Raw genomic sequence first — 16,240 nt, 5'->3', positions numbered from 1 at the left:
CGACCTCAACACTGTATTTCTTGATTCCTCAATTTTGCCAGGTCTTGTACGGGCTTGTCAATAGCATTTTTTAGGTTTTCTTTGAGCTCTTTGGAGTAATTTCGTAGACCGTATAGACGGCAAGAGAAGCAGTGGATTATCGCCATCAAATCTTCTACTAATTCATGCTGGGGGGACAACGATAATTGATTGGCGACTACAATTTCGCATCCAACCGACGTGGCAAGCTCTTGGATGAATTCAAAAGCAAAGCGACACATTCTGTCTTTGTCTGCAATTACAATTATTGATATTTCACCTTTGAGCATTGACAGCATGATTGCTAGAAACTTTTTCCTTTTAAAATTTAGTCCGCCCCCAATTTCTGACACCCAATCATCGACTGTTAATCCTCGACAAGGGCAGAAAGCTTCCATTGCCAGCATCTGATTTTTGAGTTCCGGTTTCTGTCCACTGGACGAAACAAGGGCGGTAGACGACCGTTTTTCGGTTGGCTTCTATGGGCTTCAATCCGTTGGCTATCAAGAGATCATCTTCGGTGTAGAACCGATGACCTGACAGGGTGCGCAAGGCTTGCAACTTCCCTGAAACGTCCCAACATTGGAGTGTTTTTACTGACAATCCCAGCTTTTTTGCGAAAACGCGCGAGCTTAAACAAAATGGTACACCGCATATTTGTCTACAAGTGTACCATTTTGTCTATTTATTCGCTACCTAGGGACTAGCTCTACTACTCTTCTAGTCTGGAGATGAAAATGCGTTGAGTCAGCCGTTGTTTATCCCGCCTGTGGGGAAGTTGAGACGATATTGCAGCGGCTCAACGGTAAGAGGAGCAAGGGTTCTAGGGGTTGAGGGGGGATTTTTGGGGAGAAAATTTGCTCGTAACTCGAAAAATTCCCAAATTGGGGTGGGAAAACGTCTAACTAATAAATAAGCGGTCAGATAAAACCGCTTAGAGTCCAGGCATTAGTTACATCTTTCTTAACAAAAAATGAGTACATCCCGCAAAATCCAGATCGCACTCGTGGCAAGTCTCCTGTGGTCATCTACATCCATAAGCAGCTTTGCTGCTACCAACTCGATTACCTCTGAAAAGTTTCAGTCAGACACGGTAAAACTTCCTGTGGAAAGTATTCCATCTAGGCAGTTAAATTTAACACCAGATACTTATTTAATTGCTGGTCAGTTCAGGGATATGCTGAGTAAAGTACCTGGGGGATATGCCACGTTCAAATCATTTGACGAGATATGGAAGGATCCAGCAGACAGGAAGAAAAGATTATTTGATTACTGCAACACTCAAAAAGTGTTATCAGTTAAGCTATGTTTTAGAATGCTAACAATTTGGGCAGACGATACAGGGGAATCTGCCAACCGTAAGGACTCCGATGAGCTAGACAATATATTTGATGAAGCCAGAAAAATGTAAAGGTAAAATAATCCATAATGCGTGAGAGTGAAATCTCTTTGACTTTGGGGACATTACCAACTTAGTGCTGCTCCATTTGAGTGTTCAAAAACTTGAATAAAAAGCGATCTTGCCCACTCGACGAAGGGCGCGATCGCTTTTTTTCGGAGTGCGTAGGCAACGCCCCTCGTAGATATCGCTTTTTGTTTACGAGAGAGCCATTGATTGACGCGAGCGCATTGATTTTCCTTGATAATAATTAATCTTTTATACCTTGTTTAGTTTGAGTAACTAAGACATAATCTGATCAACGTAAGTTATTCTATTTCCCCTTATATATAGCCAGTCTAAATTATGTCTGGACACTTTGCCACATCATTGGTGCAGTTCTGCCAATCTTCTGGGCTAGAGATGAATGTTCACTTTTTCTTAGAAGAAAAGCCAACTAGACAAGAGCAGAAATTGAACACTTTAAGTAAGTATGTTCAGAAATATCCCCAAGGATGGAAAAAAAGGTTAGAACTAGCTAATTTGCTTTACCAGATGGGAGACTGGCAACAAGCGGTTGCCGAATATCATCAAGTGATTGAGCGACAAGCGCAATTAATGGGTGTGCGGCTGCAACTAGGGAAACTATTGCAGCTAATGAAACGAGAAAAAGAGGCAATAGAAGTCTATGAAAAAGCCTTGTCGTGTTACGAAAACGAAGCGACTCAGCATCATATCAAGGGATTGATTGCAGTTTGTCGGGGTGAGAGTGACAAAGCAATTATTGCCTTTAATTTAGCAACTCATTTAGAACCTGAAAAAGTCGTTCACCGGCTGGCTTTGGCACAGGTGTATCAGCAGATAGAAAATCATCTTGGCGTGCTCAGTGCTGTGGAGCAAATTTTGGCAATCAACCCAGATGATGTTGTGGCCTTGATTTACAGCCATGATGCGAATCTGGCGGTGGGGGATATGAGCGCCACAACAGAGCAGTTGAGCAAGCTTATAGCTCTATTTCCGAATGATTTTAGGGTACTGCAACGACAAATTGAGCAACGTCTTCAGATGAGATTAGTTTCTGGTGAAGAGGGGAAACTGACGAAAAAGATGATTACCTGTTTACTGCTACAAACTCCTCATGGGGCTGAGGCTCACAGTTCTCTGGGCTATTATCACATTTTCCGAGGCGATTGGCGGCAAGGTGTGGAGGTGTTAGCAGAGTTTACCACCGAACACCCCAATTATCCTTATGGTTGGTATTACTATGGCCGGTGCTTATACGACACGGGAGAATATCAAAAAGCAGCACAGATGATGGCGAATGCTTATCAACTGTATCCCGATAATTGTGCAATTTATCAGGTCTTGTGTGAAATTTTACCGGCTGCCAAACGCTGGGAAGAATTGCGTTTTGTGGCAGAACAGATGCTGAAACGATTTCCTGAACGTTGGAGTGTTTGGGCGACTGCGGGGCGGGTGTTGGTGGAACACTTCAAAGAGATTGAACGAGGATGTAGTGTTTCTGTTCAGGCGACGAAACTTCAGCCGCAGTTAGTTGATGCTTGGTTTCGTCATGGGCGGGTGTTGGCTTTGGCGCTTAAACATCAAGAAGCGGTGGAGGCGTTGGAGAAAGGATGGAAGTTGTTACCAGCGGGAATTTCTCTGCAATTCGTGCCGACGGCGCTGTGGCTGGCGGAGAGTTACCAGGTGCTGGGGGATGTTGGGGCTAGTCAGCGCTGGTGGAAAGTTGCGGGTGAGGGATGTCAGGAATTGAGCGCGTTTAACCCGGCTATGGCTGACTACTGGTTAGGGAGATCCTTGGTGGGGTTGAAGGATAGGTTGGGGGCGATACAGGCTTATGAAAGTGCTTTGAGTCAGCAGTTGTTGTATCCGGCGCGTGGGGAGGTTGAGAAGAGTTTGCTGCGGTTGAAGGGTAAGAAGGGGAAGGGTTCTAGGGTTTGAGGGGGGATTTTTGGGGGAGAAAATTTCCTCGTAACTCGAAAAATTACTAAATTGGGATCGGGAAACGTCTAAAAGATGTGGGAAGAAAAAACCACCAATCAACGTAAATTTCAACAAACGAGGTATTGTCGTATGAGTTTTGTCAAAAAATTACCAGCAGTTTTAATCGCTGCTGTTGGCATCTCTTTTAGTTTCGCCGGTGCAGCCTTAGCAGAAACGATTTTATTAGGAGAGAAGACTCTCGGTCCTCAAGAGACATTGAACTTAATGCCAAAAGATATGAGGAATATAACGCTTTGCTTCCAGACAACTGATAACTTAGTGGGTAACCTAAAATTGCTTTATATCACCGACAGGGTGGGGGGAATAGACGTAAAAATAGAAGATTTACGGGCTAGCCCTAAAGAACAATGTATATCCAAAAGAATGGGTATATATCCGGTAAAGGTAGTAAATATGCAAAGAAATAGGCCTGAGTTTAGTCGATCTGTTCGTGTACGTGCGACGCAGGAATAAAGAATTACGTCAGGAAGCGCACATCTAAAGGCCTAGGCTTGAAAAAGTCAGAATCTGACCAGACTAAGTATGTTTCACGAGTAGTAAAGCAGGGTGGATTTATTGTCAGAGGATAAGTAGCTAGGCGCAAATAAACCTTCCTGTGTAACCGAATGTAAAGCTGCTAGAACCGTAAGCAATTGCGACGTTTAACTAACAATGACATACTTATGTATTTTCCCACTCATCTACTTAAATGTATCATAGTATTTGCGATCGGGTCTGACCCGATCGCAAATACTATCCTAACTCGGTGTATCGCTAATGAACTTAAGAGACTGTTGGCGAATTCACATAGGGTTTCACCCCTCACCTCTAAAACCAGCACTCGCGGTGTTTCTCACATAGATGTAGTAGGTTGGGTAGAGCGTCAGCGAAACCCAACACATTATTTTAAAAGAGTTGGGTTTCGCTCGCGCTCTACCCAACCTACACTATCTACATTTTACCTATGAGGGGTATTACCCTTTTTTAATTCGCCAACAGTCTCTGAACTTAATTGAAGCTATTATTGCAGTTCCTGACCATCGACATCCAAGAGGTATTAAGTAGGTAGGCGCAAAGAAACCTCGCTATGTAACGGAATGTAAATCTGCCAGAACCATTGCGATTGCTTCGTTTCACTTCGTTTCATGCAGCTATGACATACTTATGTATTTTCCCACTCATCTACTTAATTGCTAATTGCTGATGCCGATAAGATTGTTTTTCGGAGATGCCCAATGCCCAATGCCCCATGCCCAATGACTATTGACTATTGACTGCTGACTAATGACCGATTTTCTTCGGATTTTGTCAAAAAATTGCGAGCTTGCATAATCCCGTAAAGGTTAACATCTGTTTCTAACAAACAAGCATGACCGCTGTTAGCCAGCAGCACCATTTCAGCATTGGGAATTACCTTGACTAAAAGCTTCGCTTCTACTAGAGAAGGCAGCAGCCGATCGGCACCGCTAGCAATTACTAGCGTCGGCTGTTTGATGCCGCGCAACTGATTTTCGTCAACATTAAACGATCGCACTAAGGCCAATCTCCACACAGACGTGTTTTGCGGTACCGCTTGCATCGCTTCTAGCAAAGCGCGGCGATCGTCGCGCCCAATCTTTCCTAATGATGCTAATATCGGCAATAAACCGATTACCGACAGCGGATAAAGGTTGGCCGGCAGCCACTGAGTCAGATACGAGCCCCACTGCACCCAAGGCTGCTGTCGAAACGAAGAAGCTGGATTGACTAAAATTAATCGATCGCACAATTGAGGAGCTTCTAAAACAGTTTTCATCGCTAAACAGCCCCCAAATGACTCGCCGCACAGATAAACCGGCCGCTTCGGCTTTCCGGCTTGCTTTTCTGCTTCAATTAAGGCAATTGTTTCGCTAACCAGTACCTCCCAACTAGCCATGTCGTCAGCGGGTACTGTTAAGCAGCGAATGTCGAAATCATTTGCTAATTTAGAAATTTGCGGCCGCAGGAGCAAACCGCTGCCATCCATACCGGGCAAAAATACAAATAAAGGGCGATCGGGTTTCGGCGGTTTGGGGGTTAGGAAACGAATCTTGTTGTTAGCATTTGCCATGATTCAAGTCAATCGATTTTAGATTTTAGATTTTAGATTTTAGATTGGAAAGCTGACACCAGCCAATAGTTAACAGTCAACAGTCAACAGTCAACAAACTTACAAACAACCTCGTTGGAGTAATTCGGCAATTTCCCCCTGACAGTGGTTGGTGAGTTCAGCAACAACTGCTTTGGCTTTTTTGCCTTGATATTGCTGCTGTCTCTCGACAGTAATCCAATAAGGCCGGCCGATTAAAACATTAACTCGCTGATAAATTATCACAGGATGCCACCCTGATCGATCGAACAGCGGTTCCGAAGGATCGAACAAACTCAACAACTTCAGCGGTACACCCGATCGTATTGACTGTTCCTCAAAGGAACTAATCGCCACCGGCAAAACTGCCAAATCCCGCACCGGCGCCCGCAAAGCCAAATGAGCAAATCCCCGCTGAAACTTCCCCACAGTATTCGGGCCAGTCAGCTTCACCATCGGTTCTGCACCCTCTGGAAACACCCCCACCATCTCCCCGCCTTGCAGTAGCGCTGTTGCTTGAGAGAAAAAATGCTGCTGTCGGTGTTCCGGTGCTTCCAAGGGGAAAGCGCCGAAAGTCGTGACCACTTCCCTCATCACCGGAACTTGACCCATGTAATGATGACAAGCAAAGCGGATCGATCGACCCAAAGCCGCCGTCAGCAGCACAGGATCTAAGAAACTGCGGTGATTGCTCACCACCAGAACCGGACTCTCTTGGGGAATCCGGTCTTCGCGGTACATAAACATCTGCGTTCCCAAACCAGCCAGGAAACAGCGCGAAATCAGCAATTTGCTCTCTGAAGACATGGGCGAAAAGACAGGTGCGACGCTATAAAGGTTGATTCCATTTCCACGCAGCTTAACATTTCTTTACCAAGTCGGGGCTCCCTCAAAAAGTAGACTTTCCCCTTGTGCCTTTGTTTCGTAAGCTGTTGGACATTTAAACTGTGAACTAAAATTTGATAAAGTTCTTGTGGGGAGTAGGGGTTGGGCTTATAGCCCGCACAAAAAATACGATTTAGATTCAGAACAGCTTAGTCCTGGACGCAGGGGTTGCCAGAAACCGGGTTTTTTGCGAAAAGACGCGTTACAGCCCGCCAAAACAGTAAAAAACCCGGTTTCTTTGTCGGAGTGCGTAAGTCTTGTTTCGGCCAAATTTCCCAGTCAGAAACAAAAATTCATAAAGTGTTGTTGCAAACTTCTATAAAAATGTTTAAAACAGCCCTAAAACCAGGTTGCGGCAGCTAAACTTAGAAATTTACAGTGGCCATTGACACACTGTCAAAGTATTTTTGGACAAGTCGTAATAGCAATCTCGCGAGGCATCAAATGAATAACATCCAAAACTATCGCCTTAAATGTACGCTCACCTTTGGCGACATTTACGGTCAAATCATTGTTTGGCTGATAGTCATCTTCCTAAGTCTAGCGTCGGCACTCGCCTTGTGGAGTAGCGCCCGCCAAATCTTCGCCTTGGCTACCGTCGGCTTGATTTTAGTGCTGTCTCTGCCCTTCTTGCTGTTTGCTTTCGTTACAACTCTGCTAAATAACATTGAAGTGCTTGCTGTAGAACCCGGTACGGAAACTCAACCTTCTGCAACGGGAAATCAGTCCAATCAGCAGCCTGTCGAAAGCGCCGGCTAGTCCAATGTGAAATTTTAACTTTTGATTTCCCATTCAAATCAAAAGTTAAAAAACTTCCTGCTCTTTTGGTGGGAAGTTTTTTTTTGCGTCACCATAAGTTGAGCAGAACACTCAAAATAATTCAAAAAGATGCTAGAACACGACGTAATCATTGTAGGCGGCGGTTTAGCAGGTTGCCGCGCCGCAGTAGAAATTGCCCGGACTGACCCCAGTTTAAAGGTAGCTGTCGTCGCTAAAACTCACCCGATTCGATCGCACTCCGTCGCAGCCCAAGGTGGGATGGCCTCCAGCCTCCAAAATGTCGATCCCGAAGACAGTTGGAAAGCCCACGCCTTCGACACAGTAAAAGGTTCCGACTATTTAGCCGACCAAGACGCGGTAGAAATCCTCACCCGCGAAGCACCCGGTGTAGTCATAGATTTAGAACACATGGGAGTCCTCTTCTCCCGCCTCCCAGACGGCCGAATTGCCCAGCGCGCTTTCGGCGGACATTCCCACCGCCGCACCTGCTACGCCGCCGACAAAACCGGTCACGCCATCCTCCACGAATTAGTCAACAATCTGCGCCGCTGCGGAGTTCACATCTATCAGGAGTGGTATGTCACGCGCCTGATTTTGGAAGAAGGCCAAGCCAAGGGGGTAGTTATGTACCGCCTTCTAGACGGTCAAATTGAGGTCGTGCGCGCTAAGGCGGTGATGTTTGCTACGGGCGGTTACGGCCGAGTTTACAATACCACGTCGAACGATTATGCCTCGACGGGAGACGGTTTGGCGATGACTGCTATGGCGGGATTGCCGCTGGAAGATATGGAATTCGTGCAGTTTCACCCGACTGGTTTGTATCCGGTGGGAGTGTTGATTTCCGAGGCTGTGCGGGGCGAAGGCGCTTATTTGATTAATTCAGAGGGCGATCGATTTATGGCCAATTATGCCCCGTCGCGGATGGAATTAGCGCCCAGAGACATCACCTCGCGGTCAATTTCCATAGAAATTCGCGCCGGCCGAGGGATTAATGTTGATGGTAGTGCCGGCGGCCCCTTTATCTACCTCGATTTGCGGCACATGGGGCGCGAAAAAATTATGAGCAAAATTCCTTTTGCTTGGGAAGAAGCCCACCGTTTGTTAGGAATTGATGCCGTAAATCAGCCGATGCCCGTGCGCCCTACGGTTCACTATTCAATGGGGGGAATTCCTACTAATGTTAGCGGGCAAGTTCGCAGCAGTCCTGACAGTTTAGTAGACGGTTTCTTTGCCGCCGGCGAAGCAGCTTGCGTCTCGGTTCACGGCGCCAACCGTTTGGGCAGCAACTCGCTTTTAGAATGCGTCGTTTATGGCAAAGTTACTGGCGCAACCATAGCACAATTTGTACAAAATCGCAAGTTGCCTGCTGTAGACGAACAGCGTTATATTACGGAAGCAAAAGAGCAAATTCAGGCACTTGTAGAGCGTCCCGGAAAATACCGAATCAATCAAGTGCGGCAGCAGTATCAAGATACTATGACTGAGTATTGTGGTGTATTTCGTAGCGCCGAATTGATGCAGGAAGGTTTAAAGAAATTGGCGGATTTAGAGCGACAATATGAGGAAGTTTACTTAGACGATAAAGGCAATTTGTGGAATACGGAAATTGTGGAAGCTTTGGAGTTGCGGAGTTTGATAATTGTCGGGAAAATGATTTTAACTTCTGCTTTGAACCGGCAGGAAAGTCGAGGAGCTCATTCGCGGGAAGATTTTACTGAGCGCGATGACGGCAATTTCTTGAAGCATACAATGGCGTATTATTCGCCTGCGGGGATTGATTTGGCTTATATGCCGGTGGCGATTACTATGTTTGAGCCGCAGGAGAGGAAGTATTAATTTGTAGGTGGGCATTGCCCACCATTTGTGTCAACTATAGATTCTAGATTCTTTAATCAAGAAATCTGAGTGGCGGCTGAGCATTAAGACTTCTAAAGTATGGAAAAATAAGGATTGAGAAGCTTTGCATCAGACTCAAGAGGCAGTAACATTAATATCGATCTCGCAGATATTAGACAAGCGTTGAGAGTCTTCAGGGGATATGCTGTGGGAAAAGAGTGTTGGTATGAGCAACTTTGTTAAGGATGGGGCGAAGCGCGAGCGCTATGCTGCTGTGGAGCGAGTACGGGAGGGTTGGATTCGACGCCTAATCGATCTGTCACGGCGCAACAACCTGCTATATTATCGCGAACTTAAGAGGGGGACACTTGATTTCTCAGACTGTAACTCCAAGGCATTGAAAGAGTTGCTGACTGGCAAGACTGTTCCGTTAATTCGTCTGCTACCGCAGGCTGAAGAACTCAAAGCCGCAGCACAGGTACAGGGAATCCGCCGCCGCGCACTTGCCAACTTAGAAGAAAAGGGGCTAGAAACGCTTTTCCTCGCTTTGGGAATGGCAACTTGGACTCCAACTGATGGAGGTCGTCCGCCAGAAGCTGCTGTCCTTCTGGTGCCAATTCATGTAGATGCGCGCGGCGCAATCAAACTAAAACGTAGCGGCGAAGTCCAGGTCAACCCCGTATTGTTGCACGTACTAGAGGCAGAATATGGATGCCAAGTCACGCCCGAATGTCTGCTAGGGGAGGCAGAAAGCGTAGGGGAAGACGAGAGTCCAGACCTAGAAGCTGTTTATTCTGAGTTAACCAAAGCTGCCTCTGAATTAAAAGGCTTTGAGATTAAAACACGGGCAGTCCTCAGTAATTTCTCTTTCCAAAAGATGGCGATGGTGAGAGACCTGCGCGATCGCTTGAGTGAGATGGTAGCCAATGATATGATTTCCGCGATCGCTGGGGACATCACAGCCCGTCAAAATGTCCGGGGTACGACTCAAAACATTGACCTTAGAGAACTCGATCGCATCCCACCCGACAACGAATTTCTTGTCTTCGATGCCGACTCAAGTCAGCAGCAGGTGATTCATGCAGCTCTAGCAGGGCGAAATGGAGTCATTCAAGGCCCTCCCGGTACAGGAAAAAGCCAAACCATTGCCAATCTGATTGCCACCTTAGTCGCATCAGGACAGCGCATCCTGTTTGTTGCTGAAAAGCGTGCCGCTTTGGAAGTGGTGAAAACTCGATTAGAGCAAAAAGGACTGGGGCATTTATTGCTCGATCTACACGGTGCAGCTATCTCGCGGCGAGAGGTATTACAGCAAGTAGCAGAAAGCTTGACACTGGTACGCAATATTTCCCCAGCAGACACCGGCAATCTCCACCAACGCTTTGTCGATCGAAGGAAGCGGCTCAATGACCATGTAGCACGGCTGCACGATAAGCGCGAACCATCAGTTAAGAGTGTCTACGAGATTCAGGCTGAGCTTTTGTTGCAATTTTCTGAATCGGAGCGGATCAATATCCGCTTTCGCGGTGTCGAACTTAATCGACTCAGTGCAGAAAAGGCTGACACTGTAGAGCAACTCCTGGCAGAAATAAGTAGTGGAGAATTAACCAGTCTCTTTCTTGGCGACCATCCCTCCCCTTGGATGAAAGTGAAGTTATTGTCGGGAAACGCTGCGTTGCTGGCATCAGATGTAGTGCGGAAGATTGCTAGAGATCATTTACCAGCATTTTATGAGTGCCTAGAAACGCTCATTTTTACTACCAAGCTAGAGCCACCTACTAACCTTAACGAAGCCGAGCAGCTAATCACACTTATCGAAGATGTTGAAAAAACCCTCTTTCTCTATTCGGAAGATATTTTTAAACAAGACCTAGAAAAGCAAGTCAATGCGCTGTCACCATTAAAAAACGGTTTCATCGCAGAGAACTTGGCATGGCTCTTTGATAGCAACTTCAAAAATGCCTTATCTACTCTTAAGAAACTACGAAAAGCTGGAGAAACCTCAAATGGGCAATTATTTCAGGAAGTAACCAAAGCATCGGAACAGTTGAGTCGTTGGCGATGGCTGTCGCGTTCGGCTTCTGTTCCGTGCCAAGTCACGTCTTTGAGTGCAGCACGAGACAACCTGAAAGCGCTCATTACAGACCTAAATCGTATTGAAGCCGATTTGGGGCAAGGTAATCTAAGTCAGTTACCGCTCCAAAATTTAAAAGAACTTTTTAATGAGCTGGCAGCAGACCTCAACATACCGCTACTGGTGGCGCGTCTCAAAGAAATTGAGCGCGCAATTGAACAGTGTGGTGCGTCGTCAATTATTGCGGAATTCAGACGGCTAAAATCTGATCCCTCCCTATGGTCGAAGCAATTCAAGTATGCCTGGTTTGCCTCCTGTCTCGACCAGGCGCGTGCCCAAGATTCAGCCTTAACAGTCTTCCATAGAGAAACTCATGAGCAGTTGATTGAAGAATTTCGCGCCCTAGACCAGGAAAGAGTGAATATCTCTTCCAATCGAGTCCGACGCGCCCATGCGGAACGGGTGATCGCTGCAATGAATGCCTATCCAGAACAAGAAGCGTTGGTACGGCGCGAAGCGGCTAAAAAAGCCCGACATCTGCCACTGCGTAAGCTTTTGGCAGAAGCTCCCGATGTTTTAACCAGCATTAGTCCCTGCTGGATGGCTAGTCCCCTCTCGGTGAGCCAGTTACTCGACGCTGACCGTCGCTATTTCGATGTTGTCATTTTCGATGAAGCCAGTCAGGTATTGCCAGAGGATGCAGTTCCGGCATTACTGCGGGCGGAAAGGGCAGTTGTCGCCGGGGATAAATACCAACTCCCACCGACAACATTTTTTGCAGGGGGTCTGGATGAGGAAGAGGAAGCCGAATCTCCATCCCCCGTTGAAGGGTTGGAGAGTCTGCTCGATTTGATGTCCTCTTTCCTGGAAACCTGGGAGCTTTTGTGGCACTATCGAAGTCGAGATGAAGCGTTAATTGCCTTCTCCAACCGCCACATTTACAACGATCGCCTGATTACATTTCCCAGTCCTGGTGGTTTAGCATCTATCTCTCACGTTCTTGTGTCGTGTATTCCCGGTCAGGACGGTCAGGAAGAAAGCGCTGCCAGGGAAGTCCAGCGAGTAGTTGAGTTAGTGCTCCAACACGCCACTGAACAACCTAACGAAACGCTTGGCGTAATTACAATGGGCATCAAACACGCACAGCGCATTGAAGCAGCCCTCGATGCAGCACTTGGGGAACGTCCTGAATTAGGAGGTTTCTTTGAGGAGAGTCGTCCGGAACGCTTTTTTGTCAAAAACCTCGAACGGGTTCAAGGGGATGAGCGGGATGCAATCCTGTTGTCTGTAGGCTATGGCAAAGACCGTTCGGGCAGGCTGGTGTATCGATTTGGCCCCTTGCTGACCCAGGGAGGGGAACGCCGTCTCAATGTTGCAGTTACGCGGGCAAGGCAGCGTATGACTCTGGTTTCGTCATTTGACCACCACGATATGGACCCGAATCGGTCGTCATCGCGAGGTGTGGAACTGTTGCGACTTTACATTCAGTATGCCGCGAGTGAGGGCAAGATTCTTGGCGAAACCCAACAGTCAGGCGTGCAACTCAATCCCTTTGAAAAGGATATCTATGATGCACTAACAGGTAAGGGCATCTCGCTTCTGCCTCAGTGGGGAGTTTCGAGCTATCGAATTGATATGGTGGCGCAACATCCGCAGCAGCCCGGGCGATTTGTGCTGGCAATTGAGTGTGATGGGGCGAGTTACCATTCTCTACCAACCGCACGCGATCGCGATCGACTGCGACAGCAACAACTGGAAGCACTCGGCTGGCGCTTTCACCGCATTTGGTCAACTGACTGGTTCATGCGGCGGGAGAAGGAGATACAACGCGCTGTGGATGCTTACGAAGCTGCTGTTAAGTATGCTAACCAGGTAGATGCACAGAAGAATAAACCGACCAAGCCAGTTCCACAAACTCCCCAACCTTTTACATCCCCATCACTCACTCCAGAAATAAAGTCTCCTACAGCATTGCGGGGAAGGCGACCCAATGTTCCAAAACGAGCCAAAATTGACGATTATACTCAGGCTGAACTGATGTCGCTAATTCGGTGGATCTTATCAGATGGTTGTCTGCGTACCGATGAGGAAATTTTGAAAGTAATGCTGCCAGAGCTGGGGTTCAAGCGCCGGGGAGCGCGAATCGATCAAGCAGTTTTTGCAGCTATTGAGCGACTGCGTTCTTCTAGGTGAGGATGAAGTTAAAATTTTGCACTCATCATACTAAAACTGCCTTGAAGCATAGTCCTCTAACAGCTTATCCTTGAGGAGAATCAACATTTTCCGTCAAGATGTCGCTGCTGCTTGTAATTGGTAATTGGCGAAGAGTTTTGAGTTATAAGTATTAAGTTTTGAATTTTAAACTTTTTAAGTTATAACTCAAAACTTAATACTTTCCTTAAGGTTTCGGTAGCGCACCTTCAGGACTAGGAGAAGCAGCCGGTTCGGGAGTCGTCGTAGCCGCAGGAGAAGGCGAAGGAGTGCCACTAGCTAACTGATTAATTTGGTCTTTATAGTTAGGAGGAGCTAACTCAGTAGCTCGATCGAACAGCGTTTTTGCCTCATCTGTTTTGCCCTGTTCCTTCAGCACGATCGCCTTTCCTAAAGTCGGGCGAAAATCTTTGGGATTAGCCTTAGCAGATTCGTCATAAATTGCGATCGCCTCCTCGTAGCGCTTCTGCACAGCATAAACCTGTCCCAAAATCAACTGCACTGAAGTTACATCCACACTTTCCGGTTTCGCCAGATTTGCAGCCGGAGCAGCTTTCAACGTATCTTGCAGCAGTCCGATCGCAGCTTCCGGCCGCTGCTGCACCAGCAGCAAATTCACCAACCCCTGCAAAGCCTTAATTTCCCCAGGCCTAGACGCTAAAATTGACCTGTAAGCCTGAGCAGCCCCTTCGCGATCGCCCGTGCGTTCCTTAGCCTGAGCCAGCAAAATCCCGTATTCAGTAGTCTCTGGATTCAGCGAAGCCAACTTTTCCAAAGGAGCGATCGCATCCTTAATGTCGCCCACTCCTTGTCCAATCAACTCCAGTCGCACCTGCAACAATCCCCGCAAAGCCGTTACGTTGTCAGGTTCCCGCTGCAAAACCAATTCGTATCCCCTCGCCTGAGCTTGCAGCAACTCTGATTGCTTCTCCCCAGACTGCGCCGTCTGAGTAGGCGTTGGAGTTGACTGACTTTGCGCTTGGCTGGCCTGGAGAATACTGTTTAAAATTGGCACAAGGGAAAATCCCAAAAAAGCGATGAGCGACAGCACCACCACCACAGTAATCAACCCACGACGCTTGTTTGCTTTTTCCATAATTCAACTATCCCAGCTTAAAATCTACTATTTTCTAAGAATTAAGGCATTGCCGGGGGGCATCTGCCATTTAGCTCGATCGGTGCAACCGTAAATGTTTTTAACTTCAAAGTCCCAACGGACAAAGCAGCCTTTTACTTGCAGCTAATATGGTAACAGACCCACAACTCCATGCTAGCTAAACAATTTTGGACACTGGGACCCGCAGCCCCAAGGACTGCGGTGTCTGTCCAATTTAGTCTGGTCAAGCTAAAAATTACCAAAAATATGGCGGATCAGGCCGTTAGGTAATTGGATTAAGTAAAATAGGCAAGCTGAATATCCTAAATGCTATTAGCCAGCAACTCCAAACTCAGCGCGATCGGCGATCGATCGGTCAGCAACTCCCAAAGTCCTTGCTCGCAAGGATTTTAGCAGCCAGCGAACCGATCGGCACACGTAGCGTTGAAAGTTGGCGTTGACGGGTCACAACCAGACCTCCGGGCGCAAGCCCGCCTGTCAGGTGCTAGTAGTTTTTAAAGCAGTTTCTTCAGTTTATTCCTAATTTCCCTTAAGGGATGTGTCTCCGCTGCAAGGAGTTTTTATGAACCCCTCTCCCAACCGGTCTTCCAAATCGTCCAAATCTACTTCAACTCGCAAGGCTCAGCCGAGCGAACTGGCCGTCAATCCGCCTAAAGATACAGATTCCATTCCTGAGACACCAGACGAAAGTTCGGTGCCTTCGGCGTTGGCTGCGCCTGTTGACCAAAATCAACCGGCAACGCCAACAGACGCCCCAGCGTCCAAGGATAGGCTGCAACGACCACGCTACAGTTCTGCCCCCGACAAGGACAAAACAAAGCCACAAGACCAGCCCAGCAATCCTCCTGCTCCCCCGGCGCCAGCAGAGTCTTCGACACCTGTCAGCGATACTCCAGCCCTAGCAGTCGCACCGCCGGCAAACGCCGACCCTGCTGCTAACGAAAGTCAGGCCGCTGAGGACATACCCTCCGTCATGCGCCAACATCCTATTCCCCCCCCCAGCGAACCCAGACAGTACCGAGCTGTTGGTTTGGTGCGGGGCCGCTACACGCCCTCAGAAGAGCAATTCACCCGGGGTATGCTCATAGCTGCCGACGGAACTGCCATCGACGCAGTTTTGCTGGGTAGAGTCATGAGTTTAGTCAAAAATCACCTGGAGCTGGAACAAGAACACTTGTGGGTGGTCTATCCCCGCACCAGGCAAGAAGACGGGAACTTGCACGCCCAGATTATGGGGGTTTGGGAGCCGGAAACGCTCAAGAAACCTCCCGAACCGTCCTCTGATGAGGAAAATCAGGAAGCAGCGGAGATTGAGGCTAGCGGCGAAGCCTCGACCGCGTCTTTGCCTCCCTCGGAACCTGATGTTGAAGATGGCTATTTTTCGATTAGAGGTGAGGTGATTTATCAATCCCAAGACGAAGAAAAGTATGTCATCGTCAAAATCAAGCAAGCTCCCCGCAAGAATGACGACAAGATGAAGTTTTTTAAACTGAAACTCAAGGGAGATTTAGCAACAAAAGCGATCGGGTTTTTTTGGGATTTCCACGTCAAATTGAAAGCTGAGAGTCTGATGATTGAGCAGGCTAATAATATTGGTGCTCTGCCGATTAAAAAGCGGAAATTCCCCCCTGGCAGCAAGCCGCCCGGTGGCTTCAAAGGAGGAGGGAAGCGTCCGTTTACTCCTAAGCCGAAGGGTGACGGTGCTCCTGTAGGGCGTCCTACCATCAAGTCCGCAGCCGCAGCACCACCGCCTGTCCCGAAGGAACCTCTTCCTAAGCCGGTTAAGAAGCCTAAGCCGATCGAGGAATGAACCAATTTTAGATTTTAGAT

At 47.6% G+C, this 16,240-nt stretch carries 10 protein-coding genes and 1 pseudogene; 7 read left to right on the top strand and 4 right to left on the bottom strand.

Annotated features, from left to right (window positions below; translation table 11 throughout):
- Positions 1–5 precede the first annotated feature (5 nt).
- Positions 6–675: pseudogene (locus tag QUB11_RS09370) on the bottom strand (IS607 family transposase).
- Positions 676–991: 316 nt separating this feature from the next.
- On the opposite strand from QUB11_RS09370, the gene QUB11_RS09365 reads away from it, so the two are divergent.
- The 3 genes from QUB11_RS09365 (at position 992) to QUB11_RS09355 (ending at position 3,874) form a co-directional block, all read left to right on the top strand.
- On the top strand, positions 992–1,429 hold the full coding sequence (locus tag QUB11_RS09365; protein ID WP_333390331.1) for a hypothetical protein: 438 nt from the start codon (positions 992–994) through the stop codon (positions 1,427–1,429).
- Positions 1,430–1,762: 333 nt separating this feature from the next.
- Complete coding sequence (locus QUB11_RS09360; RefSeq protein ID WP_333390328.1) at positions 1,763–3,358, top strand: tetratricopeptide repeat protein; 1,596 nt, start codon at positions 1,763–1,765, stop codon at positions 3,356–3,358.
- A gap of 75 nt (positions 3,359–3,433) precedes the next feature.
- On the top strand, positions 3,434–3,874 hold the full coding sequence (locus QUB11_RS09355) for a hypothetical protein (RefSeq protein ID WP_333245633.1): 441 nt from the start codon (positions 3,434–3,436) through the stop codon (positions 3,872–3,874).
- 793 nt (positions 3,875–4,667) lie between these two features.
- Here QUB11_RS09355 and QUB11_RS09350 read toward each other — a convergent pair.
- Entirely contained in the window at positions 4,668–5,489 is an 822-nt protein-coding gene (locus QUB11_RS09350; RefSeq protein WP_333390325.1) for an alpha/beta hydrolase, read from the bottom strand.
- A gap of 99 nt (positions 5,490–5,588) precedes the next feature.
- Complete coding sequence (locus tag QUB11_RS09345; RefSeq protein ID WP_333056260.1) at positions 5,589–6,314, bottom strand: lysophospholipid acyltransferase family protein; 726 nt, start codon at positions 6,312–6,314, stop codon at positions 5,589–5,591.
- A gap of 522 nt (positions 6,315–6,836) precedes the next feature.
- Between QUB11_RS09345 and QUB11_RS09340 the strand changes: the two genes are divergently transcribed.
- The 3 genes from QUB11_RS09340 (at position 6,837) to QUB11_RS09330 (ending at position 13,275) form a co-directional block, all read left to right on the top strand.
- Positions 6,837–7,151: a hypothetical protein gene (locus QUB11_RS09340; protein WP_333056259.1), complete on the top strand. Its 315-nt coding sequence runs from the start codon at positions 6,837–6,839 to the stop codon at positions 7,149–7,151.
- Positions 7,152–7,280: 129 nt separating this feature from the next.
- Complete coding sequence (locus QUB11_RS09335; RefSeq protein ID WP_333390322.1) at positions 7,281–9,008, top strand: succinate dehydrogenase/fumarate reductase flavoprotein subunit; 1,728 nt, start codon at positions 7,281–7,283, stop codon at positions 9,006–9,008.
- A gap of 226 nt (positions 9,009–9,234) precedes the next feature.
- Positions 9,235–13,275 (top strand): AAA domain-containing protein, encoded by a 4,041-nt coding sequence (locus tag QUB11_RS09330; protein WP_333390319.1) that lies wholly within the window; start codon positions 9,235–9,237, stop codon positions 13,273–13,275.
- A 205-nt stretch (positions 13,276–13,480) separates the two neighbouring features.
- Here QUB11_RS09330 and QUB11_RS09325 read toward each other — a convergent pair whose 3' ends face one another.
- Entirely contained in the window at positions 13,481–14,389 is a 909-nt protein-coding gene (locus QUB11_RS09325; protein ID WP_333390316.1) for a tetratricopeptide repeat protein, read from the bottom strand.
- Positions 14,390–14,972: 583 nt separating this feature from the next.
- Here QUB11_RS09325 and QUB11_RS09320 point away from each other — a divergent pair.
- Complete coding sequence (locus QUB11_RS09320) at positions 14,973–16,220, top strand: hypothetical protein (RefSeq protein WP_333390314.1); 1,248 nt, start codon at positions 14,973–14,975, stop codon at positions 16,218–16,220.
- Positions 16,221–16,240: the final 20 nt, after the last annotated feature.

Source organism: Microcoleus sp. B6-A1 (assembly GCF_036705085.1).
Classification (GTDB): domain Bacteria; phylum Cyanobacteriota; class Cyanobacteriia; order Cyanobacteriales; family Microcoleaceae; genus Microcoleus.
The sequence above is the reverse complement of the archived record's forward strand: the minus strand, read 5'-3'. Positions and strand labels throughout refer to the sequence as shown.

Excerpts from the sequence above, each read along its gene's own strand:
- QUB11_RS09365 (WP_333390331.1), top strand. The coding sequence starts at position 992 with ATGAGTACATCCCGCAAAATCCAGATCGCACTCGTGGCAAGTCTCCTG.
- QUB11_RS09360 (WP_333390328.1), top strand. The coding sequence starts at position 1,763 with ATGTCTGGACACTTTGCCACATCATTGGTGCAGTTCTGCCAATCTTCT.
- QUB11_RS09355 (WP_333245633.1), top strand. The coding sequence starts at position 3,434 with ATGTGGGAAGAAAAAACCACCAATCAACGTAAATTTCAACAAACGAGG.
- QUB11_RS09350 (WP_333390325.1), bottom strand. The coding sequence starts at position 5,489 with ATGGCAAATGCTAACAACAAGATTCGTTTCCTAACCCCCAAACCGCCG.
- QUB11_RS09345 (WP_333056260.1), bottom strand. The coding sequence starts at position 6,314 with ATGTCTTCAGAGAGCAAATTGCTGATTTCGCGCTGTTTCCTGGCTGGT.
- QUB11_RS09340 (WP_333056259.1), top strand. The coding sequence starts at position 6,837 with ATGAATAACATCCAAAACTATCGCCTTAAATGTACGCTCACCTTTGGC.
- QUB11_RS09335 (WP_333390322.1), top strand. The coding sequence starts at position 7,281 with ATGCTAGAACACGACGTAATCATTGTAGGCGGCGGTTTAGCAGGTTGC.
- QUB11_RS09330 (WP_333390319.1), top strand. The coding sequence starts at position 9,235 with ATGAGCAACTTTGTTAAGGATGGGGCGAAGCGCGAGCGCTATGCTGCT.
- QUB11_RS09325 (WP_333390316.1), bottom strand. The coding sequence starts at position 14,389 with ATGGAAAAAGCAAACAAGCGTCGTGGGTTGATTACTGTGGTGGTGGTG.
- QUB11_RS09320 (WP_333390314.1), top strand. The coding sequence starts at position 14,973 with ATGAACCCCTCTCCCAACCGGTCTTCCAAATCGTCCAAATCTACTTCA.